Raw genomic sequence first — 23,652 nt, forward strand, 5'->3', positions numbered from 1 at the left:
AATTCTAGTGTTTAAAAGAACGCTGGGCAGTAAAGACCATAGCAACCTGAGGAGTGGCCTGGTTTACAGCCTGAATCACCTCAAAGTCCCGAATGGAACCACCAGGTTGAGCAATAGCTGTCACTCCCTGCTCTATGGCCACATCCACTCCATCTCTAAAGGGAAAGAAACCATCTGATACCATAACAGAGCCTTTTAAGCCACCTTTGGCTTCCTGAGTCCTTTGCCAGACCTCTTCCAGGTAAGCAGCTAATTCTCTGTCTTCCTTGGCCTTTAATTTAAGCTCATATAAAGACATTTTTTTCTCAGCAAACACCAGATTGTCCGCATACTTGGTATAGGCTTTGTGTATGGTAAGCTCTACACAACCCACTCTATCTTGTTCACCCGTACCAATGGCCACAGTCTGTCCATCTCTGGCAAAAAGCACAGAATTGGAAGTTACTCCTGCTTCTACAGCCCAGGCAAAAAGCAAGTCCTCCATTTCCTTGGGAGTAGGTTTTCTGGCAGAAACCACCTGGCCATCTTTCTCCGCCTGAGCAGGCAAAAAATCTTCAGCAGAAAGGATTCTATTCCTAAAGGAAAACTGAGCAACTATTCCTCCATCTACTAAAGACTTTAAGTCCAAAAAGGGCTCTCCCACTAGTTCTTCCAATCTAGCCAGGCCAGGTATCTCCAAGATACGCAAGTTTTTCTTTTGCTTTAAAATCTCCAGGGCTCCTGTTTCATAACCAGGGGCAGCTACCACTTCAAAGTAAAACTGGGTTAAAAATTCAGCACACATCTTATCAATGGGCCTATTGACCACCACTGCTCCGCCAAAGGCAGCAATCCTATCGGCAAAATAGGCCTTGTTTAAGGCATCTAACAGGTCCTGCCCCCAGGCCGCTCCTGAAGGATTGTTGTGCTTTAAAATTACAGCAGCTGGTTTTTGATACAAATATTGCAAGATATTGATGCCATTATCCACATCTGTGAGATTGATTTTTCCAGGATGTTTACCTGCCTGCAGCATATTGGCTTCAGTAAGAGAGGCTACCAGGCCTTTGCCTGGACCTCTAAAGCTAATCCCACCCAAAGTAAGCGAGCCTTCTACCAGTTCATAGAGGGCAGCAGGTTGGTCTGGATTTTCTCCATAGCGCAGACCTTTTTTTTCTCCTTCAATCTCCCAGACCCTTTTTCTAAAAATTAATTTTTGTCCCCCTAAAGTAAGGGTTAAGTCCTCAGGAAAGGGGTCTTCTACTATCTTTTTGTACATTTCCTTAATATTCATCTCCAAACCTCTCCTTTTCTTGACATAATCAAGCAAACTTTTACACTTTTAGCACAGGCTCTAAAAAGGGGCAAATCAAAAAAGGCAGACAAAAATGGAAAAACTACTGCAAAACCTGGCGGAAAAATTACTGGAAATAGACGAAGCATCTCTTACTTCTCTATGGGAAAAATACTTCAACCTGGTCCAAAACTTTCAGCCTACCAACCAGTGGGAGCGAGATTTTCTGGTCTTTTCTTTTATCCAGAGTTTAAAGTGGAAAAACCAGTTCTTTAATCTCCAGCTAAAAAAGGGGAATTCAAAAGAAGAACTATCTCGGCCAAACAAGAGGACGCAGGGAAACAAAGCGTCTAAGGTAATCGCCTTCCCTGCTCCCCAGAAAGGTAAATAAATTTAAAATATAATAATAATACCTTACGCTCTGCACATAGTCCACAGCTTCATAACCCCGGCAATACCCATGTTTGGTGTTTTTATAAAACTTTTTATAACTTAAAAGGGGATAGACTTCCTTTAAAGAGGACCACTTATAAGGGTTTTTGTTTTGCTTCACAGCTAAATCCATGGCATCGTAAAGGTGGCCTAAGCCCTGGTTGTAAGCAGCCAGCACAAAGAACCACTTATCCCAGCCTTTCACTCCTTTTTTAGCCACCCTTTCCTCTAAAAAGGCCATGTACTTGGCTCCACCCCAGATGCTTTGCGTAGGATTTAAACGATTTTCTACACCCAACAGAGAAGCAGTATCCAAACTCAGTTGAAGTAAACCTCTTACTCCTGTCCTGCTTCGAGCCCGTGGATTAAAATGAGATTCCTGGTAAATCTGGGCCAGAAAAAAAAGAGGGTCTAGATCATACTTTTTACAGGCAGCTATAATATCTTTTTCATAGCGCGGTAAAAACCTTAAAACCGACTCTTGCAAATGATTTAACTGATAAAAATCAATATCCTCTGGAAAAAATCCCAGGTATAGTTCCTGTATGTCCTTAATCTTCTGCTTTACTTCTTCTCCTTCCCAAAACTCAGCAATAAGCTGGCTTAAGCTGGCATAGTGAGTACTCCAGAGCCAAAGGTGAGCAAATTTTTGCTTAAACTCATAAGTAGGGCGTAAATCCAGAAAATAAGGATTTAAGGCATTAAACTTAATTTTATCTGTGAGCATAAACCTGGCCTTGTTAGCCTCTAAAACCCTAAAGGCATCTAACTCCTGGGAATCTATGATTTCGTAATTTATGGAACAAAAAATTATCTTATCATAGTCTGTTATTTTAGAAACAAAGATAGAATTTTTGGGAACTATAACTTTACTCTTACAAAGCTCATCAAAGCGCCTTAAAGGATATCTTTTTTTGTTATGTACAAATAAAAAATTGTTTTTTACATATTCCTTTCCCTTTTTAAAATTACTTTTATTTTCAACTAAAAGGGTAGGCACTCCCACTACCAAATCTACTTCTCTTTTCTCAAGCAAGTTAAAAGCCTGTTCAAAGGTATTAACCCTTTTCCAAATCAGAGAAAGTTTTTTTTCTTTAGCCAAAAGAGAAGCCAGGGAATAGTCTATGCCCTGCCCATAAGGAGAAAAAAAACATAAAGGGCTTTCCTTGCTTTCTGCTACTCTTAGTTTTCTACCTTTCCAGTAATAATTTTGATAATAAATATGGCCTAAAAGAAAAATTAGCTCTAAAACTAGAAGTAAGAATATTGCAATTTTAAACTTCTTTTCCATATCACAATAAAAAAGCCTATATTTTAAAATTACTGAAGTTGTAAAAAGGGAATAAGGATAATGTCAAACAAAAAACTAGGTGCGGTCTAAAAAACGATAGCTAATGGCTTCGGCCAGGATGGGCACATCTAAATTTTCTTTACCTTCCAGGTCAGCAATGGTTCTACCCAGGCGCAAAATTCTCGTAAAGGCCCTGGCAGAAAGTCCTAGATTTTTCACTGCCTGTTCTAAAAAGGCGTGTTCCCTTTCTCCTAAAGGACAAAACTTATTTAACCAGCGTCCATTTAGTTCACTGTTGGTCAAAAAGGGTAAAGAAGCTTCCTGGTAGCGCTTCTGTTGTATTTTCCTGGCTGTAAGGACCCGTTTTAACATTTTCTTAGAGGAAAACTCACTTTGTTCCTGCCTGAGTTTTTTATATTCCACAGCTGGAACCTCTACCTGCAAGTCAATACGGTCCAGCAAGGGACCAGAGAGTCTGGAACGATAACGCTGGATTTGCAAGGGAGTACAGGAACAATGGTGTTTTTCATCCCCCAGGTATCCACAAGGACAGGGATTCATGGCGGCTACCAGCATAAAGCTGGCTGGATATCTCAGGGACATGCTGGCCCTGGCAATGGTAACCTCGCCATCTTCCAAGGGCTGTCTTAGCACCTCTAGAACATGTTTTTTAAATTCTGGCAGTTCGTCTAAAAACAGCACGCCCCTATGGGCTAGAGAGACCTCTCCAGGCCGAGGATAATGCCCGCCACCAATAAGCCCTGCATCTGAAATGGTATGGTGAGGAGCCCGAAAGGGACGCTGGATAAGTAAAGAAACCTGAGGAGGAAGCTGGCCACTTACACTATAAATTTTAGTCACCTCCAGGGCTTCACTAAAGGTCAAAGGGGGTAAAATGGTTGGAATTCTTTTGGCCAGCATGGTCTTACCACTGCCTGGAGGACCTACTAAAAGCAAGTTGTGGCCTCCGGCAGCAGCTATTTCAATGGCCCTTTTTACATGTTCTTGGCCCTTTACTTCTGAAAAGTCTTCTAAAAAACTGGTCTGCTCCTGAAAAAGGCTATCCACATCCACCTGAAAAGGTGTCAGTTCTTTGCCTTCCAGCAAACTCACCACTTGAGCCAGATTTTCCAGGGCAAAGACCTCTACCCCTTTAACCACAGCTGCTTCTGGCCCATTATCCCTGGGAAGAACAACATATTTTAAGCCTTTGTTTTTAGCTAAAAGTGCTAAAGGCAAAGCTCCGGCAATGGGACGCAATTCTCCATTTAAAGAAAGCTCGCCAGCCAAAAGGGTGTGTTCTAAAAAGGAACTTTTGGGAAGCAATCCAGCAGCTACCAATAAACCAATACTCAAAGGCAAATCAAAAAGGCTTCCCTCTTTTCTTTGATTGGCTGGAGCTAAGTTGATAGTAATTCTTGCAGGCGGGAGTTTAAAACCATTATTCTTTAAGGCAGAAAAGATTCTTTCTTTACTTTCCCGTACCGCCCCTTCTGCCAGACCTACCAGACTAAAGGCAGGCAGGCCAGAGCGGGTTAAATCTATCTCTACTTCTACTAAAAAGCCATCTATACCTAATAAACCACCACTAAAGACTTTAGCAAACATTGTGTTAATGTATCAAATGGCCTATCCTGTTCCAGCGAATATTAGAAAAGCCCTGCCAGGACCAGTAAATAATCCAGGCCTTTCCTAAAATCTGGTCTCTATCCACAAATCCCCAAAATCTAGAATCATAGGATTCGTCTCTATTATCTCCCATAACAAAGTACTTTCCCTCTGGTACTTTTATGGGACCAACATTATCCCTCCTGGGTATAATTTGAGGGTCCACATGTTTTACATAAGGTTCCACAAGCTTTTGACCGTTTCGATAAACTTCCTTATTGATTATCTCTATGGTATCTCCAGGAAGCCCAATAACTCTTTTAATAAAATCCTTGGAAGGTTCTTTAGGATACTTAAACACAATCACATCTTGAAATTTAGGGTCAGAAAATTTTACTAAAAAATAATCAGTAAAAGGGACTCTTATGCCATAAATAAACTTATTTACCAACAAATGGTCTCCTATCTGCAGGGTGTCCAACATGGAGCCAGAAGGTATTTTAAAAGCCTGAACCACAAAAGAACGAATAAAAAAAGCAAGGATTAAAGCAACAAGCAAAGCTTCTGCATATTCTCTTATAGTACTTAACCATTTCTCGTTCATTCAGAACTCCTTTGACTAAATAAAATTTAATTTTGCCCCAATTTCCCAAAATAAGCAAGAAGCTAATTCCCAAGTAAACTCCTATTGCCAAAACCAATCTGGAGAAATTAGCAACTTTTTTCATTGACTAGGCTGTAGGTTTGATTTAAAAGTTTAACCTCTTCTGGAGAGGTGGCCGAGTTGGCTGAAGGCGCTCGCCTGCTAAGCGAGTGTAGGGGCTAAAACCTCTACCGAGGGTTCAAATCCCTCCCTCTCCGCCATATTTTCCCTTCTTTACTCTTGCTTTTTGCCCCGTTTATTTATACTTTTAATCTTTAAGGAGGGATGGCCGAGTGGTCGAAGGCGGCGGTCTTGAAAACCGCAGACCCTTGACGGGGTCCGGGAGTTCGAATCTCTCTCCCTCCGCCACTAAAAACCATGAACATTCAGTCCTTGCTTCAATTTGATCAAGCCCATATCTGGCATCCCTACACTTCAGCCCTTAATCCCTTGCCTGTTTACCCGGTAAAAAGGGCCCAGGGAGTTATTATAGAGTTGGAAAGTGGAGAAAAGCTCATAGATGGCATGTCTTCCTGGTGGGCAGCAATCCATGGCTACAACCATCCCCAGCTCAACCAGGCCATCCAGGAACAGCTAAAGGACATGGCCCATGTAATGTTTGGAGGGCTTACCCACAAACCAGCAGTGAAGTTAGCCCAAAAACTTATGGAAATTACTCCAGACAACCTGCAATGGGTCTTTTTTGCAGATTCTGGTTCAATAAGTGTGGAAGTTGCTTTAAAAATGGCCTTACAATACTGGCAGGCCAAAGGAGAGCAGCGTTCAAAATTTCTTACCCTGTTAAAGGGTTATCATGGAGATACCTTTGGGGCCATGAGTGTCTGCGACCCTTATACTGGAATGCATTCCTTATTTTCTTCTTTTCTGCCCCAAAATATCTTTTGCCCACCTCCCCAAAATGGCTTTCAAGACTTTAATCCTCAGGATTTTGAGTGTTTTAAAGAGCTTTTTTACCAGCACCTAAAAGACCTGGCTGCAGTAATTTTAGAGCCCATTGTCCAGGGTGCTGGGGGCATGCGCATCTATTCCCCTGTATTTTTACAAAAGGTGGCCAAGCTCTGCCAAAAGGAAGGCGTTTTGCTGATTTTAGACGAAATAGCCACAGGTTTTGGACGCACAGGTAAACTCTTTGCTCTGGAGCACGCCCGGGTAAAACCAGATATCCTCTGTGTAGGCAAGGCCTTAACTGGAGGCTACCTAACTTTAGCTGCCACCTTATGTACTTCTGAAATAGCCCGGACAATTTCTTCTGCTCCTCCCTATGTGTTTATGCATGGCCCAACCTATATGGGCAATCCTCTGGCCTGCAGAGTGGCCCTGGCCAGCCTGGAATTACTCCTTACCTCTAACTGGCAGGAAAAGGTAAAAAACATAGAAGAGCAACTATTCAGAGAACTCCTTCCCTGTAGACAAATAGAAGGAGTCAAAGATGTACGGGTTCTTGGCGCCATTGGAGTGGTAGAAGTAAGTAAAAGGGTAAATATAGCCAAAATCCAGAAAAAATTTGTAGCTAAGGGTGTATGGATTCGTCCCTTTCTCAACCTCATTTACATCATGCCTCCTTATATTATCTCTTCTTCAGAGTTAAACCAGCTCACTACTGCCATTAAGGAAGTGCTCCTGGAGCAAGACTATGCAGACTAGTTTTTTCATAACCGGGACAGACACCAATGTGGGCAAAACCTTTATTAGTGCCATTTTAGTGGCTGGACTAAGGGGTTATTATTTTAAGCCCATTCAAACTGGGAGCAAAGACCTCATTGATTCTCAGTGGATAAAAGAACAAACTGGTTTAAAGGAAAAACATTTTTTACCTGAGACCTATCTCTTTAAAGAACCCCTTTCCCCCCATCTGGCAGCCAGACTGGAAAAGGACTTTATAGACCTGGAAAAAATCCCCCTGCCTGAACAAAGGCCTTTGCTGGTGGAAGGAGCTGGGGGGATTCTGGTTCCCTTAAACCAAAACCAGTTCATGCTGGACCTGATGCAAAAATTTAATCTTCCTTTAATTTTAGTGGCCAGAAGCACCCTGGGCACCATCAATCACACCCTTTTAAGTTTAGAGGTATTAAGAAGTAGAAAGTTAAAAATAGCTGGAGTGGTTTTAAACGGGCCCTTACATCCAGAAAATAAAGAAGCCATTGAATATTATGGAAAGGTAAAAGTTATTGCTCAAATCCCCTGGCTAGAGGATACAAAAATCGACTATTTTAACCTTTATCAAACCTATTTTCAGGATTTAAAAGGTGTTTTCTCCTAAGGATAGCCTGCACTTGGCTGAAAAGGCCTTACAAAATAAGTTAAGCTCCAAGGATTTGGAAACCCTGTCTTCCCTTAAAGGGCCAGAAATCCTTTCTTTGCTCACAGGCAGTAATTTTTTACGCCAGCTCTATTCCCAGCAAATCCACCTTTGCACCATTGCCAATGCCAAATCCGGACGCTGCTCAGAAAACTGTGCCTTTTGTGCCCAATCCAAATACTATCAAACCCATATCCCGGTCTATCCGCTAAAGCCCAAAGAAGAGCTCTATGAGTTGGGACAAGACATGGCCCAAAAGGGAGTAAATCGCTACGCCCTGGTGACTTCTGGCAAGGCCTTAACCTCCAGGGAAATAATGCAGGTAAAAGAAGTATTTGCCAGCCTCAAATCCCAAATAGGCCTTTGTGCTTCTCTGGGCATCTTATCAGCCAGGGAACTAGAAGAGCTAAAAAGGGCAGGCCTTAGCCGTTATCATCACAATCTGGAGACCAGTAAATCCTACTTTCCCCGAATTTGCACCACCCATAGCTATGCCGAACGCATCAACACCATAAAAGAAGCCAAAAAAGCTGGCTTAAGTGTATGCAGTGGAGGAGTTTTTGGCCTGGGCGAAAGTTTCCAGGACATTATAGAACTAGCTTATACCTTAAAAGAACTGGATGTGGATGCTGTCCCTTTAAACTTCCTCATTCCCATTCCAGGAACCCCTCTGGAAAAGAACTCCTATTTAACTCCTCTGTATTGCCTGAAAATCATTGCTACTTTCCGTTTTATCCTGCCTGATAAGGAAATTATTATCTGTGGAGGTCGAAAACAACACCTGAGCTCTTTACATCCCCTTATTTTCCTGGCTGGAGCCAGTGCTATTATGACCGGAAATTATCTTACTCAAAGCGGTTTTAGTGTCCAGGAAGACCTGGAATTTTTAAAGACCTTGGGTTTATCTGTGCGCAGGCAATCAGTTTAAAGGTAGAAAGTTTACCCTTTCTTTTCTCAAAAATCTCTTTATCCTACCAGGTTCAAAATGAGAGCAAAAGTATCTTCCCTTTACTGTGATAAAATACTTGGCCTTACTCAGATTGATAGCTATTTTTTCCACCTCTTCCCAGCCAAGGTTTCCCTGCTTTCTAAGGTTAATAATCTGCCTGGCTCCTTTTTGCCCGATGCCAGGAATTCTTAAAAGTTCTTTAAAGCTAGCTCTGTTTATCTCCACCGGGAAAAGTTCTAAGTGATTAAGGGCCCAGCTGGTTTTGGGGTCCAAGTGAAAATCCAGATTAGGAGAAGAACTAAAAAGCTCTTCCCAGCTAAAGCCATAACAGCGAATAAGCCAGTCTGCCTGGTAAAGCCTGTGTTCCCGCAGGAGAGTTTTTCTGGCTGGCAGCTCAAAATTATGCGGAGTCAAGACTGGAACAAAGGCAGAATAGTAAACCCTTTTTAAGCCATATTGCTGGTAGAGGGTGCTGGCAACCTTTAGCAAGGTACTATCGCTTTCCTTACTTGCTCCCACTATAAATTGAGTACTAAGCCCTTTGGTGGCAACCTTCCTTTGGGTTTGCAACAATCTGGACAGGCCTTGCAGGGGTTTAAGCAAATACTCTGGTTTTTTATTGGGAGCAAAGAGTTCTAAACTTCTCTGGGTGGGGAACTCCAAATTTATGCTCACTCTACTGGCATATTTCAAAGCTTCTCTGAGTAAATCCCTATCGCTTCCAGGAATAATTTTGAGATGGATATAACCAGGAAATTTATAGTACAAACGCAGCTTCCTGGCCACCCAGAGCATACGCTCCATGGTATAGTTGGGCGACCTATCCACTGCTGAGCTTAAAAACAAGCCCTGAATAATTTTTTTCTGAAATAATTCTACCGTGAGTTTAGCCAGTTCATCTGGCTCCAGGCTGGTCCTGGGAAAATCAAAGTCCTTTTTATTGGCGCAATAGCTACAATTAAACTCACACCTGTTGGATAAAAGAATCTTTAACAAAGGAACCCTTTGCCCACCAGCTAGACTGTGGTAAATTGGCCCCTTTTGCGGAGTTAAATTTTGTAAACGCTGGTGAAGAGAACTAAGCCCACAAACCTGGTCCAGATGAACGCTAGTGCTTAAAAGCTTGAGTTTCTCTTCTAGCTCCATTTACCAGTCTAAAGTGGCTTTCCAGGCCCTGGTTAACTCTTCTACCGAGCAACTAAAAAGCTTTTCTCCCTTATAGTGAAACACAAGTTCAGGAAGGGCAGTGGTTTCGCCCAGATAAGCTATTACCTGCCCCTGAAACAGGGCCCTGAACCTATCCCTGTTTTCCTTTCTCACTGTAACCAGAAGTCTACTGGCACTTTCACTGTAAAGCACTTCTTCCAGGGTCAAGTCCCCAGGACAACAGGGAACCTGGGCCAGGTCCACTCTGGCTCCCAATCTACCTCCAATGGCCATTTCAGCCAAAGCTACTCCCAGCCCTCCATCAGAAAGGTCGTGGCAGGCAGTAATAAGTCTTTGTTTAAAGGCCTCATGTAAAGTAAGATAGCGTTTTCGGGCTGAAAGCACATCCACCTGGGGTACATCTCCGCCTTTTAAACCCAGTTCAGCTAAAAATTCACTACCAGCCAGCTCTCTACGCGTAAGTCCCAAAAGATAAATCTCTTCTTCTGGCAACTTAAAATCAGAGGTCTGACACCAGGAAATGTCTTCTATTACACTAATCAAGGAAAAAAGCACGGTGGGTGGAATGGAAATCTTTTGTCCCCCACCTGTATAGTCATTTTTCATGGAATCCTTGCCTGAAATACAGGGGACCTGAAAGGCCTGGCAAAAGTGAGCCAGAGCCCTGTTGGCCCTTACCAGTTGAGCCAGTTTGTAATGACCGTCTGGAGTCTTTTCTGACTGGACAGGATCGCACCAGCAAAAGTTATCCACTCCAGCCAGATAATTGGGGTCTCCACCCACAGCCACACAATTGCGAATGGCTTCATCAATGGCATTGGCCATCATCCAGTAAGTGTCATAATCACTAAACTTGGGACAAATCCCATTGCTCACCACCAGGCCTCTATCTTTGTCTAAAACAGGTCTAAGCACAGCTGCATCTGCAGGACCATCACTCCACCCTGATCTTATCCTGGCTAATCTCAGGGAACTTGGGCTTTTCCCACACAGCCTTGAGCTCCATTTGAGGAAGGCCGTGGTGTAAAAAGTGCATGTCCAGATAGGCAACAATCTTTTCTCCATAGCGAACCAAAAACTTTCCACTATCCACAAACCTGCCCAGCACACTGGCTTCTACATCCATTTCCCGGGCCAGTTGTAAAAACTCCTCCAGGTGCTCTTCAGGCACAGCCAGGGTCATTCTTTCCTGGGCTTCAGAAAGCAAAATCTCCCAGGGCTTAAGGCCATCGTACTTTAGAGGGGCTTTGCTCAAGTCCAAATCACAGCCGCCAGTATCTTCAGCCATTTCCCCCACAGAAGAAGATAAACCACCTGCCCCATTGTCTGTAATGGCATTATACAAGCCCAAATCCCTGGCTCGCATGATAAAATCATACATTTTACGCTGGGTAATGGGGTCTCCAATCTGGACTGCTGTGGCTGGAGAGCCTTCGTGTAGTTCTTCAGAGGAAAAGGTAGCGCCATGAATACCATCTTTGCCAATTCTTCCTCCGGTCATCACAATATAATCTCCCACCTGGGCCTTCTTTTTATATCCTTTCCTGCCCTTAATCTCATGCGGGATAGTACCTACAGTTCCACAAAATACCAGAGGTTTGCCCAGGTATCTTTCCTCAAAAACAATGCCGCCATTTACAGTGGGAATACCAGATTTATTGCCACCGTGCTCCACTCCTTCCCGCACTCCTTCCATCACCCGCCTGGGATGGAGAAGTCTGGGAGGAAGTTCGCCCTTAAAAAAGGGAGAGGCAAAACAAAACACATCTGTATTACACAACAAATTGGCTCCCAGGCCTGTGCCCATGGGGTCTCTGTTTACCCCCACAATGCCGGTCAAAGCCCCACCATAGGGGTCTAAGGCTGAAGGGCTATTGTGGGTCTCCACTTTGATGCATACATCCAGGTCCCGGTCAAATTTAATTACTCCAGCATTATCTTTAAATACAGAAAGGCAATAGTCTTTTTCTCCCTTTAACTCACGGATTTTTTGCGTGCTACCTGCAATATAGGTTTTAAAAAGGCTATCAATTACCTCAGTTTTTTGCTTTTCCCTATCTTCATAGGTAATTCTGGCATTAAAAATTTTGTGTTTACAGTGCTCAGACCAGGTCTGGGCCAAACATTCCAGCTCTGCATCTGTGGGATGAGGAGCTAATCCCAGTCTGGCTCTGGCTTCTTTTACTGCTGGAAGGTTAAAGTAATCCCTAATAACCTCCATTTCTTGCAAACTAAGCGCCAGCACTCTGTCTTTACTCAACTGCACCAATTCCTGTGCACTTAAAGGAGCTAAGGGAATAATTTCCACTTCTGTAGAAGCCTGGCCTGTAACTTTGGGAGCGACCAGGGGAAAGCCCGGGGCATTCTTCCACTGGGCAAAACTTCTATAACTAAAGCGTTGAATAAGTTCATTGGCTAAAAGGTCTTTTGCAATGTGCTCTACCTGGGATTTATCCAGATTACCTTTGAGTAAAAATTGTTCACTGGTATAGACCTGAATGGTCTTTTTAAAAATCCTCTCCAGGGTATAACTGGCAGTTTTTCCTTCGTTGTCTGTGACTCCAGGCCTAAAACCAACTTCAATAATCCAATCAAAATCCTGAGCCAAAGGCTCAAAAGCAACTTTATGTAATACCGGGTCTGAAAGGAAATGTTCCTTTAAAACCACATCCAGTTCCTTGGCTTCCAAACCATCAATGGTATAGCCTTTAATTATCCTTACTTCTTCCACATCTAAATTTAAATGCTCTTTTATTTTACGAGCAATCTTTTCTCCTCTTACATCTCTTACTTCTGGCCTTAAAGCCACTTCCAAGCGTGCTAGCATACTTAAAAACTCCTCTTTCCTTTTCCTATCCCCAAACTATCTTGTTGCCTCCCTGAGCTTTGGCCTTGTAAGCGGCTTCATCTGCTCGGGAAACCATTTGTTCTCCTGTTTCACCCTCTTTTAACAGGGCAAGGCCAATGCTTAAGGAAAGCTCTCCCTTAAATTCCTTGTCAAAGTCACTTCTAACTCTTCTGGCTATAACCTCCAGAGTCTTTTCTTCCACTTCTGAGGCCAAAAGCACAAACTCATCTCCACCATAACGACAGGGAAAATCTACTCCTTGCCTGGAATTGCGAATCAAAATTCTTCCAAATCTGCGAATAGCCTCGTCTCCTTGCTGGTGCCCATAGAGGTCATTATAATTTTTAAACTTATCCAGATCAAAAAAGATAACTCCTACTTTTTTACCCTGTCTTTTTGCCCTTTGAACCTCTCGTTCTAAAAATACAGCCAGTTGATGTCTATTATAGACCCTGGAAAGATGATCAAAAACAGCCTGTTCCCGAATCTTTTGTTCCAATCTTTTAATCAGAGTAAGGTTTCTCCCCACCAGAAGATAAGTGGCAGACTCTCTAATGGGAGAAATCACTATCTCTAAAGATAAAGTCTCTCCGTTTAAGGCCAGTTTAATCTCAAAGGGAACGCTTTCTTCCAGAATTCTTGGCCCCCAGATAAAGCTAAGGGCTGAGGAAGGAGTGGATACATCAAAAAAGTTTTTCCCCTTAAGATGGTCTAAGGAAGGAGAAGTAAAGAGGATTTGGCCTTCCTTATCCACAGTAAGCACCACATCCTGCATGGAAGAAACCAACACGCTTAAAAAGTTTTTTTGATAAACAATTTCACTTTCTAAAGAGGCTATTTCCTGAATATCCTGCACAATAACCAAAATTTGCTCCACACCTTCCAGGGTAATCCAGGAAGCAGAAAAGTTAAAACAGGGAGACTTTGCCACTTCTGCCTCTGGGCCTAAAGGACAGTAAAGCCTGGAAAAGCTGTTCACCTTTCTGGTCAGAAAATTATCCCACTCTGTCCCCAAATCCAGGCCAATTATGTTGGACAAAATATTTTTAAAACTAAGGCCTCGTAATTCACTTTTTACCTTTAAAGCTTGTTTGGCAAAGGCATTCAACTGCAACACCTTGCCCAGTTTGTTTAAACGAATAATACCCACAGGAAGTAAGTCCAGAACCAGGGCCTTGCCTGAAGTCTCCAGGTGACGATAAAAAAAGTTTTCAAATCTCTGCCTAAACAAAGAAACATACAGCGCAACTTCCTGGTGTAAACTGGCTTCCAGCTTTTCAAAACAAATACATCCAAATTTTTCTCCTTTTACCTCAAGGGTAAAAGAACAGGACTTGGAACATTCTTTAGAAGGAGAAGCAGGTTCATCAGTTCTAGTTAATTTTCCTGCTTTAAACTCAAAAAAAGTTTCCTCTCCTGTAATTGGCGAGCGCAAGGTAATTCTAAAATCCCGAATATTCCACAGCCAGTAAAAATGCCTGCCCAGTATTTGGGCTATTTCTTGCAAATCACTGGCAGTATCTACTTCTTGTAAAAGATGGCTAAAGTTTTGAATCTTTTCCAAAGGAAGGGTATAAAAACAAATCTTTTCCTTGTCTTCTTTAATACTTAAAGTCTCACAAATGGAGTTGACATTGTTTTTAATTGTAGAGCGTAAGTTATTAAATTCCTCCTCTTCAATCTGGGCAATGTTTTTTAAAATAGCTTTTAACTTAAAGAGAATAGAACTATCTTTATCCTCAAACTCTGCCTCTGCCCACAGGGTACCCAAAATAAGGCACTGGATAGCTGCTTCAAACTCTTCTATTCTGTCTACTGCGTGATGGTACTTTATAGCCCCAAAAACTCCATTTAAAGGAAAATTCCAGGATTTAAGCAAGGCCTGAGTAATCTGGGGATGCTCTATTCCCCAGAGCTCAACTTCCCTACGCAACTGGTCCTTTTTCAAAGAAATGAGATTGTCTCCATCATAGCAAATACGGGTAAAGTCTTCTACTTCCTCATCTTCTACGCAACAAATAAGAAATAAACTCAAATCCTTAAGTAGCCCTGCGGTATAGACCTTATCTGCTTCTTTGGGGCTTAGTTTTTGAGCCAACACCTCTCCAGCCACAGCGCCCCAGACTGTTTGTCTCCAGGTGCGAAACTTAAGTACCTCGCAGGTCTGAAATTTAAGGCTTAAATTTTTGTGAAAGGTAACAGAAAGGGCAATCTTTAAGATTTCTTTGGTGCCTAAAATTACAGCAGCTCTTTTTAAGTCCGTAACCTTTTCCTGGAGGCTATAATAGGGAGAATTTATCAAACTCAAAATAGTAACTGTAAGCCCTGGATCTGTAGCAATAATCTTTGCCAGGTTATTAAAATCAGGATTGGCTGAAGTTGCTTCCTGTAACAAAGAAGACATGGCTGGAGGAAAGGTAACAGACATGGCTTCTTTAAGAGAAACTTTTAGTTTAGCAGGTATTCTGGGCATTTTATTTTTCTCTCTCCACAATATAAGTTAAGATGGAATTTAAAATTTCTTTTTCTTTACTTTCTGGAAAAGCTTCCAAACTTTTTCTGGCCTTATCCAAATAAGCTTTGGCCTCTGTTTTTACCCGTTCAGAGATTTCTTTCTCTTTTATGGTCAAAAGGATTTCTTCCAGTTCCTCTTCTTCAAAACTAAAACTAAAAAACTTTTCCCAAAACTCCTCCTGTTCTGCTAACGACAGGGTCTCTACATAGTAAATCAAGGGCAAAGTAATTTTGCCTTCTCTCAAATCTCCCAGCTGAGGCTTTCCCATAATCTCATGGGATTGGGTATAGTCCAGCACATCGTCTATGAGTTGAAAAGCTACCCCTAAATTAAAACCATAGCTTTTAGCTGCCAGGACCAAATCCTCAGAGCCACTTAAAATAGCTCCACACTCACAGGCAGCCTGAATTAAATAGGCAGTTTTTCCGCTGATAATTCTAAAATAGGTTTCTTTATCGATCTTGTTTTTACTAAAGGCAATTTCTTCTATTTCTCCATAGGCTGTAGCTAAAATGGCCTCTGAAACCACCTGAGTTAGCAAGGGATTATTGTATCTGGCTACAATCAAGTTGCCCAAAGCCAAAAGCCCATCTCCAGCCAAAATTGCCCTTTTATTGCCAAATTGAATGTGACTGGCAGTCTGTCCTCGTCTCAATTCTGCTTCATCCAAAACATCATCGTGAATCAAGGTGGCCGAGTGGAAAATCTCTAAAGCGCAGGCCAGGGGATAGACATCTTCTTTAGCATACCCCAAGGCCCTGGCCATCAAAAGCACCAAAAAGGGCCTAAGCCTTTTCCCCCCAGCATTTAAGACATGTTGAGCCACTTCTAAAATAGAAGGAGGAAGTGAGGCAATCTCTTTTGCCAGTACAGCATTAATCAGGGGGATTTCCCGGGCCAGATAGTCTTTTAACTTCTCAAGCATCTACCAGTTTCCTCAAATAATTTAAGGCATCTTGCCCCTTTTTGCCCATATCCCAGGACAATTCATTCACATAGGCCTGGATATGCTCCTCCAGAGTCTTTTCTTCCATTTCCTGGGCAAAGGTCTTTATAAAAGGTATAATTTCTTCTTTACTCTCCTTGGCCCTGTCAAGGCTTTCTTTAATCTTCTCAGCAACCACCCGGGCAAGCTCAGGTTTGGCCAGAATCACGCCCAAAGGCAAGGGCAGTCCTTTGCTTTGCTCTTTCCACCACCTGCCCAAATCCAGAACCAACTCAAAGCCCTTTTGAGCATAAATGAGGGCAGTTTCGTGAATAAGTAGGCCAGCGTCAACTATTTTTAACTGCAGGGCCAGGGGAATATCGCTAAAAAGCATGGGCATTGGAATAAACTCCCTGGGCCAGGCACTTCTAAGTAAGTGATAGGCTGTGGTCAAAAGACCAGGTATGGCTATTTTTCTAATTTCTTCCCTTTTTATCCCGGGCAGGGAAACCAGTTTGGGGCCATGAGTAAGCCCAAAGGCTCCTCCTGTTTCTAAAATCTCATACTTATCTTTAAGTTTAAGGCCCTGCACAGCTGAAACCTTTACCACATCCACTTCGCCTTGCCCAGCCAGGTTATTCAAATCCTCAATATCTTCAAAGATAAAACGGGAACTTCTATTTTTGATATCTGGGACCAGGCCCAAAATCCAGGGTCCAAAGATAAAAGTATCATTGGGGCAGGGAGAAATGGCTATATTTAATTTTTCCACTCTTCAAAAATCTCCTTATAAAGCTGATGCAAAGACCTAAAAGCACCCTTTAAGTCCCAGTCTTTTTTTTCTCTACTGCCAACTATGTTAGATAAAGTTCGCACTTCCAAAAAAGGAATGCCATAAATAAGAGCAGTATAAGCCAGGGCAAAGCCTTCCATGTTTTCTATTTCTACTCTATACTCTTGAGCTAAAAAATCAGCCCTTTCTCTAGAACCTGTTACTGTGGAAACAGTAAGGCTACTTACCCTGGGATAAGCTAAATCTTTACCCAAAACCTTTAGTCCCTTATCCACTTCCAGGAAAATTTCCTGCTCTATATTTTCCTCTGCCCACAGGGGAAATTTCAGTAAACTTCTCTTTACCTTTCCTTTTACTTCCACGCCCAATTCCGGCCAAACCTCGCGTTTACAAAGCACTGTTTCTCCCAGATTATAACCACTGGAGGCAAAAACTCCAGCAATCCCCAGATTAAGAATCAGGTCATAAGTTTTTTTACTCAAAAGTTTACTTAAAAAAAGAGCACTGTTTAGAATTGTAATTCCAGTAACCAATACCTCTACTGTCAAGTGCTTTTGTTGCAAGGTAAAAACTTCTCCCTGCTTGGCAGCTAAAGAAGTCCCAAAAAAACTTTCTGCTTCTTTTAAAGTAGCAAAGACTAAAAGTAAATTCACTTACAATCTCCAGTAAGTAAGGCCATAGCTCTTAAAAGCAGAATAATCAAATCTGCCCTTCACATCTATCAACACACCTTTAGCAGGGTCTTTAAATTTTGCCACCAGATCTTCTGGTTTTAGCTTTTGGTATTCTCTATGATTTACAGCTAAAATAAGGCCGTCCAGATTGGTTAAACCATCTAAAGAACAAAGTTTTAAACCATATTCCTGCTCTGCTTCCTCTGGACAGGCCAGGGGGTCGTGTACCACCACTTCCAGGCCAAAGTCCTCCAGCTCCCTTATAATATCCACCACCTTAGTGTTTCTCAAATCAGGCACATTTTCCTTAAAGGTAAGTCCTAAAATGCCAATCTTACCCCTACCCAAAAGACACTGTTTGCGCACCAGAAGTTTGACCATCTTTTCAGCCACAAACTTGCCCATAAAGTCATTTATCCTTCTTCCAGCTAAAATCACCTGGGGATGATAGCCCAGAGACTCTGCCTTAAAGGTAAGATAATAAGGGTCTACGCCAATACAGTGCCCACCTACCAGGCCAGGTCTAAAGGGCAAAAAGTTCCACTTGGTGCCTGCTGCTTCTAATACCTCCAGAGTATCAATCTCCATGCGGTCAAAAATAAGTGCCAATTCGTTCATCAAGGCAATGTTCAGGTCACGCTGGGTATTTTCAATTACCTTGGCTGCCTCAGCCACTTTAATGGAAGAGGCCTTATGAATGCCTGCTTTTACTACCTGACCATATACTTGAGCCAAAAGCTCTGTTATCTCTGGAGTCTGCCCGGCCACCACTTTGACAATGGTCTCCAGGGTATGTTCCTTATCCCCTGGATTGATACGCTCTGGAGAATAGCCTACCCAAAAATCCTGTCCACACTTAAGCCCAGAATATTTTTCCAGCACAGGCACACACTTTTCTTCAGTAAGCCCGGGATAAACCGTGGACTCATACACCACCACACTCCCTTGAGGAAGATGTTCTCCCACCAGCTTGCTTGCCCCTAAAATGGGCCTTAAGTCTGGAATGTGCTCTTTATCAATGGGAGTGGGCACAGCTACAATAAAAAGTCTGGCCTTTTCTAAGTCTTTGGGGTTAGCACTAAAAAAAGCTCTACTCTTTTTTAACTCTTGCTCTTCCACTTCCTGGGTACTATCTTTACCCTGACTTAGCTCTTCTACTCTGAATTTATTGATATCAAAGCCAATGACTTTAAAATGCCTGGCCAGAGCAATGGCCAGGGGCAAGCCCACATAGCCTAGGCCAATGACTGCTATTGCTTCTTTTTGGGCTATTAAATTTTTAAACTCCAACATTTCTTTACTCCTGGACTTTTTTTTCAACTCTGATTAAAGGCATAACTCCTATGCAAATCAACTGGGAATTATTCTTTTCTGCTTTGGGACTGGCCTTTGTCTTTGAAGGCCTGCCCTATTTTTTGTGGGCGGAAAAAATGCCCTCTTATCTCTCTTTTTTAGCCAAGCAGCCACCCCAGAGTTTACGCAAAATGGGGCTTATTTCCATTTTATTGGGACTTCTTATCGTATATTTAACCAGAGGTTAATTTTTCTCCCTTATGAATATAAACTATCCCTGAAGTTAGAGGAAAATAGTCTATTTTTCCAAAACCAGCCAATTTTAATTCCCTGGCCAAATCACTGGCCAGGGGAAATTCCTTTACTGTCCTGGCCAAATACTCATAAGCAGGCCTGTCTTGAGAAAAAAAACCACCTATAAGCGGTAAAATTTTAGTTAAATAAAAATTGTAAAGTCCTTTCCAGATTCTTTGCCGCCCACTGCCAAATTCCAGGATAAAAAATCTTCCTCCTGGCTTTAAAACCCGTAAAATTTCTTTATAAGCCCTTTCTCTGGGATTGATATTGCGAATACCAAAGGCAATACTCACCACATCAAAGGAATTGTCCTTAAAGGGTAAAAACCTGCCATCTCCCTGCAAAGGACAAATTTTTCTCCCCACCTTAGACAGCTTTTTTTTGCCTGCCACAAGCATCTGAAAGGTATAATCCACCCCCATAACTCTTATCCGGGCCTCTTTATTTACAAGGGCCAACCCCACATCATAGGTACCGCAGGCAAGGTCTAAAACCCGCATCCCGGGAAAAGGATCAATGCTCTGCACCAAACGCCTTCGCCAATAAAAATCCACACCCAGACTTAAAAAATGATTTAAAAAGTCATAGTTAGTGGCAATACTGGCAAAAAGCCTATCTACTGGAGTCTTGTTCTGAAGATGTTTGTCCACTGGAAGTAGTGATGGTTTCTAATACATGCTTGTAAATGGTGGAAAAATACTCTGGAAAGTTGGCAGGAGAAATTCTGCCCACTTCAATAAACTTGACCACTATTTCCTTGGTTACTTGCAAGGCTTGTTTTTCCAATTTTTCCATATAGTTACCTCAAAAATTAAAATCCGCCCGGAAGGGGGGAAGTGGCCTTGACCAAGCTAAAAGCTTAATCTTGCCGGGCGGCAAAAGAGAAGAATCCTTGAAACCCTCCTCTTTTAAGCCTTAAAAATAACTGCTTTTAGGAAAATAGTCGAGAGGAAAATAGCCCCTTCTTTCTCCAGAAAGAGGGGCTATTTTTTTCTTTTAGCTAAAAGATTGGCAATCTCTTCGCGAATGACCCTGGCTGCTTCTAAAGGAACCTGCTTGCTTACAAATTCTTCCAGTTCCAGGCGCATTTGTTTGGCTAAATTCTTTAAGTCTTCTCTGGTAATAAAATCAGAGGTATCCTGTGATTCTGCTTGTTTTAAAGCAGTATTTAAGTCCTTTTCCAGGGCTTCTACCAGTTCAGCACTAAAATTCTTAAAGGTTTCTTCTAAGCTCAAAACCTTCTTTTCTGTCTGCTCTACTTTTGCTGCTATTTCAGCTTTCAATTCTTCTGGGTCAAACTCAGATATTTTTTTATCCTCTTCCAGGGATTTGTTTTCTTCCAGTAAATCCAGCTTATTTTTTACTTCTGCAAGCTCGCTATTAATGGGCTCTAACTTGGCATCCAGAAGCCCAACCAGTTCACTTACTTTTTGCGTAAGCTCGGCAACCTCCTTGCCTACAGCTTCCTGAACCTTTTGCTCTACCAAAGCCTTAATCTCTTCTTCATTCCAGCTAACTTCAGGAGTAGACTCTGCTGGTGCCACTCCTTCTTCTAAAGAAAGCTCTTCTTCTGGTTCTATTTCTGGTACTATCTCTTCTTCCTCTCTTACCTCTGTATCCACCTCTGTTTCTTCTAAAGAGAGGGAAGTTAAGTCCTCAGCTAAAGTTTCTTCTACTGCCTCACTTTCCCTAACTGGCTCCAACTCTTCTTGCTCTAAAGGTGCTTCTTCAGTCCCTTCTGCTTCCTCTGGGATTTCTAAAGCCAGTTCTTCTTCTTTCTCCTCTTCTTCCTGTTCGGCCATAGAACCTAAATCCAACTGGGCATCTACTTCTTCTGGACTTATTTCTTCTGTTGAAGTTTCTTCTGGCTCTTCCAAAAGAGGTTCATCCTCTGGCAAAAAGCTCTTGATTTCCTCTTCTTCTGATTCTTCTGGCAAATCCTGTTCGCTTTCTGGCTGGGGTTCTTCTTTTGCTTCTACTTCTATTTCTGAATCAAAAAGGTCGTCAAAATCCAGCTCATCCTCGTTTTCTTTGCCACCTTCTTCTACCTCTTCTTTCTCTTCTGCAGAGGTAAAAAGGTCATCTAAGTCAGAATCAAAATCTTCTTCTTTCACCGCTTCTTCTTTGGGAAAAGAAATTTCCTCAGCAATGGGCTCTTCTACAATGTCTGTAAGTTCAATAATTTCTTCTTCTAAGCTTTTTTCTTTTTCAGGCATTTAAAAAGCCTCCAAAAATTAAAAAGGGGAAGCTTTTATTTAGCTTCCCCCTCCCCGAGTTAAAATTATTTCTTAGGATGGCAGCCATTACAAGCAGTAGGACCGGTCTTTTTACCAGCCTTCTTTAAGTCGGTATGGCAGCCTTTCATACACATATCATGGTAGGCTTTGTAATAGTACTTAATGTCTTTTTTCTGCTTTCCTTTGGCTTTGTAAATGTCGTGACAACCAGCATCAGTACATTTTTTGATAGCAGCCTTACCATCCCAGGTATGGTGACACTTGGTGCAATCAAAAGCAGCGTGGCTTGTATGGGAGAACTTAACAGGAGCTTTTTTAGCCTTTACTCCAGCAGGAGCTTTAAGCATGATATCCCCTTTGGGAGCATCTACTGCCCAGAGATTGGGGATGAGGAACAAGCCAGCTACCAGCGCAGCCATCACCCCAACTAACCAAGACCTCTTCATAAAAATCACCTCCTTCTTTAAAAAGTAGTTTGTCCCAAAAAGAACAAATTCTCCTTTCTATTTAGGTTAGGAGAAAATCCAATGTCAAGTAATCTTTTTAAAATTCTAGTTTATTAGCTGCCTCTAAAGTTTTTTCCCACTCTTTCTCCGTATGACTAAAGGAGTTAAAGCTGGCTTCAAAGGCAGAAGGAGCCAGGTATATACCTTGAGTGCGCATCTGTTGATAAAAGGAGACAAAAAGCTCCTGGTTGCTTTGCTTTGCTCCAGCAAAATCCACTACCTCCTGGTCTGTAAAAAAGAGGGTAAACATGGAGCCAATAAGGTTTAAACGCACTGGCACGCCTTTTTTCTGCAAAATCTCCTGCAATCCCAAGGCCAACTTTTCTGTATTTTGGGCAAGTTTATTATAATCTTTATTTTTAAGCTCCTTTAAAGTGGCAATGCCCGCACTCATAGCCAGGGGATTGCCAGAAAGAGTACCTGCCTGATACACAGGTCCTTCTGGAGCAATGTGTTGCATAATCTCTTTCTTCCCACCATAAGCCCCTACAGGCAGGCCTCCCCCAATAATTTTACCCAAACAGGTAAGATCCGGGTCAATATTAAAATAACCCTGCGCTCCACTATAGCTTACCCTAAAACCAGTTATCACCTCGTCAAAAATAAGCAAGCTGCCGTATTTTAGAGTAATTTCCCTCAGTCCTTCTAAAAAGCCTGCTCTGGGCAAAACCACTCCCATATTGCCAGCAACAGGCTCCACAATTACTGCAGCAATGTCCTGGCCATGCTTTTTAAATAAATCCTCTACCTGGTCTAAGTCGTTGTAGTTGGCCAGAAGGGTATGGGCTACTGTCTCCTCTGGCACTCCAGGAGTCCCTGGAATGGAAAGGGTGGCCACTCCAGAGCCAGCACTGGCCAAAAAACTATCTGCATGACCATGATAACAGCCAATAAATTTAACCACCTTATTGCGCTTGGTATAACCCCTAGCCAGTCTCAGGGCACTCATGGTAGCCTCTGTACCTGAATTGACCATTCTCACCATTTCCACCCCAGGCAAGGCTTCCACTACCAGTTCAGCCAGTTCTATTTCCAGTTCACAGGGTGCTCCAAAGCTGGTTCCCTTTTCCAGGGTAGCAAGCAGGGCTTCTTTTACTCTGGGATGAGAGTGCCCCAAAATCAAGGGGCCCCAGGAAAGCACATAGTCAATAAACCTTTCTCCTTCCGCAGAATACAGATAAGGTCCTTCTCCTCTCTCAATAAACAAAGGGTCTGTCTGGACGCTAAGACAGGCCCGCACAGGACTGTTTACTCCTCCAGGAATAAACTTTTTTGCCTTTTCAAATAGCTCTTTGGACTTTTGCATTGGTTCCCCCTAAAAATACTCCATAGATATTTTTTTTAGCTCCTTTATGCTTTCTAAGACCTCAAAATCCTTTATACCAGTTAGTTTGGAAAGCTCTGCAATGACCTGCTTACACTCTTCTTCTGAGGTAGCGTGAATCATGGTATAGAGGTTATAAGGCCAGGAAGGATAGGTAATGCGCTCATAACAATGGGTAATCTCCTTTCTGGAGGCAAATATCTTCCCCACTTCTTCCACGCGCTCCCCAGGTACCTTCCAGGCCACCATGGCATTCTGGTCATAACCTGCCTGTTGGTGCCTTAAGGTTGCTCCAAACCTGCGAATATATCCTTTTTCCTTTAACTTTTTTAGCAAATTAAGAACTACTTCCTCTTTTACCCCTACTTTTCTAGCTATCTCCTGAAAAGGAGTGGGACTTAAAGGAATATCTCCCTGAACTTCCTTTAAAATAGCTAACTCTTCATTAGAAAAATCCAAGGAATAGCGCAAAACAAACCTCCCTTCTCAATTTCTCTCTCTCATAAACAAGACCTGCCCAAGAGGCAAGCTGGAATGCTTAAAGCAAAAACAAAGAA

General features: G+C 42.4%; 21 protein-coding genes, 2 tRNA genes and 1 pseudogene. 7 read left to right on the top strand and 17 right to left on the bottom strand.

The genetic code is table 11. The features are described from left to right. Positions 1–4: 4 nt before the first annotated feature. Complete coding sequence (locus ACTCIM_RS02850; protein ID WP_472313771.1) at positions 5–1,273, bottom strand: IMP cyclohydrolase; 1,269 nt, start codon at positions 1,271–1,273, stop codon at positions 5–7. A 94-nt stretch (positions 1,274–1,367) separates the two neighbouring features. Between ACTCIM_RS02850 and ACTCIM_RS02855 the strand changes: the two genes are divergently transcribed. Next, complete coding sequence (locus ACTCIM_RS02855; RefSeq protein WP_472313774.1) at positions 1,368–1,664, top strand: hypothetical protein; 297 nt, start codon at positions 1,368–1,370, stop codon at positions 1,662–1,664. On the opposite strand, the gene ACTCIM_RS02860 is transcribed toward ACTCIM_RS02855, so the two are convergent. From ACTCIM_RS02860 to lepB, 3 genes are all read right to left on the bottom strand, one after another. Then, positions 1,584–2,996 carry an MltF family protein gene (locus ACTCIM_RS02860; RefSeq protein ID WP_472313776.1) on the bottom strand — a complete coding sequence of 471 codons (1,413 nt, stop codon included), beginning with the start codon at positions 2,994–2,996 and terminating at the stop codon, positions 1,584–1,586. The genes ACTCIM_RS02855 and ACTCIM_RS02860 overlap by 81 nt on opposite strands. 75 nt (positions 2,997–3,071) lie before the next feature. Next, a complete protein-coding gene (locus ACTCIM_RS02865) occupies positions 3,072–4,604 on the bottom strand; it encodes a YifB family Mg chelatase-like AAA ATPase (RefSeq protein WP_464278840.1) in 1,533 nt (510 codons plus the stop codon). Between the two features lie 4 nt (positions 4,605–4,608). After that, on the bottom strand, positions 4,609–5,208 hold the full coding sequence (lepB, locus tag ACTCIM_RS02870; protein WP_464278841.1) for a signal peptidase I: 600 nt from the start codon (positions 5,206–5,208) through the stop codon (positions 4,609–4,611). A 165-nt stretch (positions 5,209–5,373) separates the two neighbouring features. On the opposite strand from lepB, the gene ACTCIM_RS02875 reads away from it, so the two are divergent. The 5 genes from ACTCIM_RS02875 (at position 5,374) to bioB (ending at position 8,495) form a co-directional block, all read left to right on the top strand. Next, positions 5,374–5,468 (top strand) — tRNA-Ser (locus ACTCIM_RS02875). A 58-nt stretch (positions 5,469–5,526) separates the two neighbouring features. Then, positions 5,527–5,616, top strand: a tRNA-Ser gene (locus tag ACTCIM_RS02880). A 9-nt stretch (positions 5,617–5,625) separates the two neighbouring features. Further along, the gene (bioA, locus tag ACTCIM_RS02885; protein WP_472313779.1) at positions 5,626–6,912 is read left to right on the top strand and encodes an adenosylmethionine--8-amino-7-oxononanoate transaminase; all 1,287 of its coding nucleotides are present in this window, start codon (positions 5,626–5,628) and stop codon (positions 6,910–6,912) included. Continuing rightward, positions 6,902–7,528 (top strand): dethiobiotin synthase, encoded by a 627-nt coding sequence (gene bioD / locus ACTCIM_RS02890; RefSeq protein WP_464278843.1) that lies wholly within the window; start codon positions 6,902–6,904, stop codon positions 7,526–7,528. Before bioA ends, bioD begins: the two co-directional genes overlap by 11 nt. Beyond that, on the top strand, positions 7,515–8,495 hold the full coding sequence (gene bioB, locus ACTCIM_RS02895; protein WP_464278844.1) for a biotin synthase BioB: 981 nt from the start codon (positions 7,515–7,517) through the stop codon (positions 8,493–8,495). Before bioD ends, bioB begins: the two co-directional genes overlap by 14 nt. Here the strand turns inward: bioB and ACTCIM_RS02900 are convergent. The 7 genes and pseudogenes from ACTCIM_RS02900 to ACTCIM_RS02930 all read right to left on the bottom strand — a co-directional run bounded on the left by ACTCIM_RS02900 (position 8,487) and on the right by ACTCIM_RS02930 (position 18,731). Then, positions 8,487–9,662, bottom strand: coding sequence for a putative DNA modification/repair radical SAM protein (locus ACTCIM_RS02900; protein WP_464278845.1), 1,176 nt, complete (start codon positions 9,660–9,662; stop codon positions 8,487–8,489). The two genes, bioB and ACTCIM_RS02900, sit on opposite strands and share 9 nt — an antisense overlap. Next, positions 9,663–12,510, bottom strand: a pseudogene (locus ACTCIM_RS02905) (phosphoribosylformylglycinamidine synthase subunit PurS). A 25-nt stretch (positions 12,511–12,535) separates the two neighbouring features. After that, positions 12,536–15,004 (bottom strand): sensor domain-containing diguanylate cyclase, encoded by a 2,469-nt coding sequence (locus ACTCIM_RS02910; RefSeq protein WP_464278847.1) that lies wholly within the window; start codon positions 15,002–15,004, stop codon positions 12,536–12,538. Between the two features lies 1 nt (position 15,005). Beyond that, positions 15,006–15,971: a polyprenyl synthetase family protein gene (locus ACTCIM_RS02915; protein ID WP_029968554.1), complete on the bottom strand. Its 966-nt coding sequence runs from the start codon at positions 15,969–15,971 to the stop codon at positions 15,006–15,008. Beyond that, positions 15,964–16,743: a 1,4-dihydroxy-6-naphthoate synthase gene (locus ACTCIM_RS02920; protein WP_029968557.1), complete on the bottom strand. Its 780-nt coding sequence runs from the start codon at positions 16,741–16,743 to the stop codon at positions 15,964–15,966. Before ACTCIM_RS02920 ends, ACTCIM_RS02915 begins: the two co-directional genes overlap by 8 nt. Beyond that, positions 16,731–17,417 carry a futalosine hydrolase gene (mqnB, locus tag ACTCIM_RS02925; RefSeq protein WP_029968559.1) on the bottom strand — a complete coding sequence of 229 codons (687 nt, stop codon included), beginning with the start codon at positions 17,415–17,417 and terminating at the stop codon, positions 16,731–16,733. Before mqnB ends, ACTCIM_RS02920 begins: the two co-directional genes overlap by 13 nt. Next, positions 17,418–18,731 (bottom strand): nucleotide sugar dehydrogenase, encoded by a 1,314-nt coding sequence (locus tag ACTCIM_RS02930; protein WP_464278849.1) that lies wholly within the window; start codon positions 18,729–18,731, stop codon positions 17,418–17,420. A 50-nt stretch (positions 18,732–18,781) separates the two neighbouring features. Here ACTCIM_RS02930 and ACTCIM_RS02935 point away from each other — a divergent pair, with 50 nt between their 5' ends. Further along, positions 18,782–18,979 carry a DUF2065 family protein gene (locus ACTCIM_RS02935; RefSeq protein ID WP_029968562.1) on the top strand — a complete coding sequence of 66 codons (198 nt, stop codon included), beginning with the start codon at positions 18,782–18,784 and terminating at the stop codon, positions 18,977–18,979. Here the strand turns inward: ACTCIM_RS02935 and ACTCIM_RS02940 are convergent. From ACTCIM_RS02940 to ahbB, 6 genes are all read right to left on the bottom strand, one after another. Continuing rightward, positions 18,965–19,678: a ubiquinone/menaquinone biosynthesis methyltransferase gene (locus ACTCIM_RS02940; protein WP_472313782.1), complete on the bottom strand. Its 714-nt coding sequence runs from the start codon at positions 19,676–19,678 to the stop codon at positions 18,965–18,967. The genes ACTCIM_RS02935 and ACTCIM_RS02940 overlap by 15 nt on opposite strands. Next, the gene (locus ACTCIM_RS02945; protein WP_464278852.1) at positions 19,641–19,823 is read right to left on the bottom strand and encodes a hypothetical protein; all 183 of its coding nucleotides are present in this window, start codon (positions 19,821–19,823) and stop codon (positions 19,641–19,643) included. The genes ACTCIM_RS02940 and ACTCIM_RS02945 overlap by 38 nt, the downstream gene beginning before the upstream one ends. A gap of 188 nt (positions 19,824–20,011) precedes the next feature. Further along, positions 20,012–21,244 (bottom strand): hypothetical protein, encoded by a 1,233-nt coding sequence (locus ACTCIM_RS02950; RefSeq protein WP_472313785.1) that lies wholly within the window; start codon positions 21,242–21,244, stop codon positions 20,012–20,014. Positions 21,245–21,309: 65 nt separating this feature from the next. After that, positions 21,310–21,711, bottom strand: a complete 402-nt coding sequence (locus tag ACTCIM_RS02955; protein WP_472313788.1) for a cytochrome c3 family protein — start codon at positions 21,709–21,711, stop codon at positions 21,310–21,312. A 97-nt stretch (positions 21,712–21,808) separates the two neighbouring features. Next, on the bottom strand, positions 21,809–23,077 hold the full coding sequence (hemL, locus tag ACTCIM_RS02960) for a glutamate-1-semialdehyde 2,1-aminomutase (protein ID WP_472313791.1): 1,269 nt from the start codon (positions 23,075–23,077) through the stop codon (positions 21,809–21,811). 9 nt (positions 23,078–23,086) lie between these two features. Further along, a complete protein-coding gene (gene ahbB, locus ACTCIM_RS02965; RefSeq protein ID WP_035260466.1) occupies positions 23,087–23,566 on the bottom strand; it encodes a siroheme decarboxylase subunit beta in 480 nt (159 codons plus the stop codon). Positions 23,567–23,652 lie beyond the last annotated feature (86 nt).

The sequence above is a fragment of the Desulfonauticus sp. genome (genome assembly GCF_055126295.1).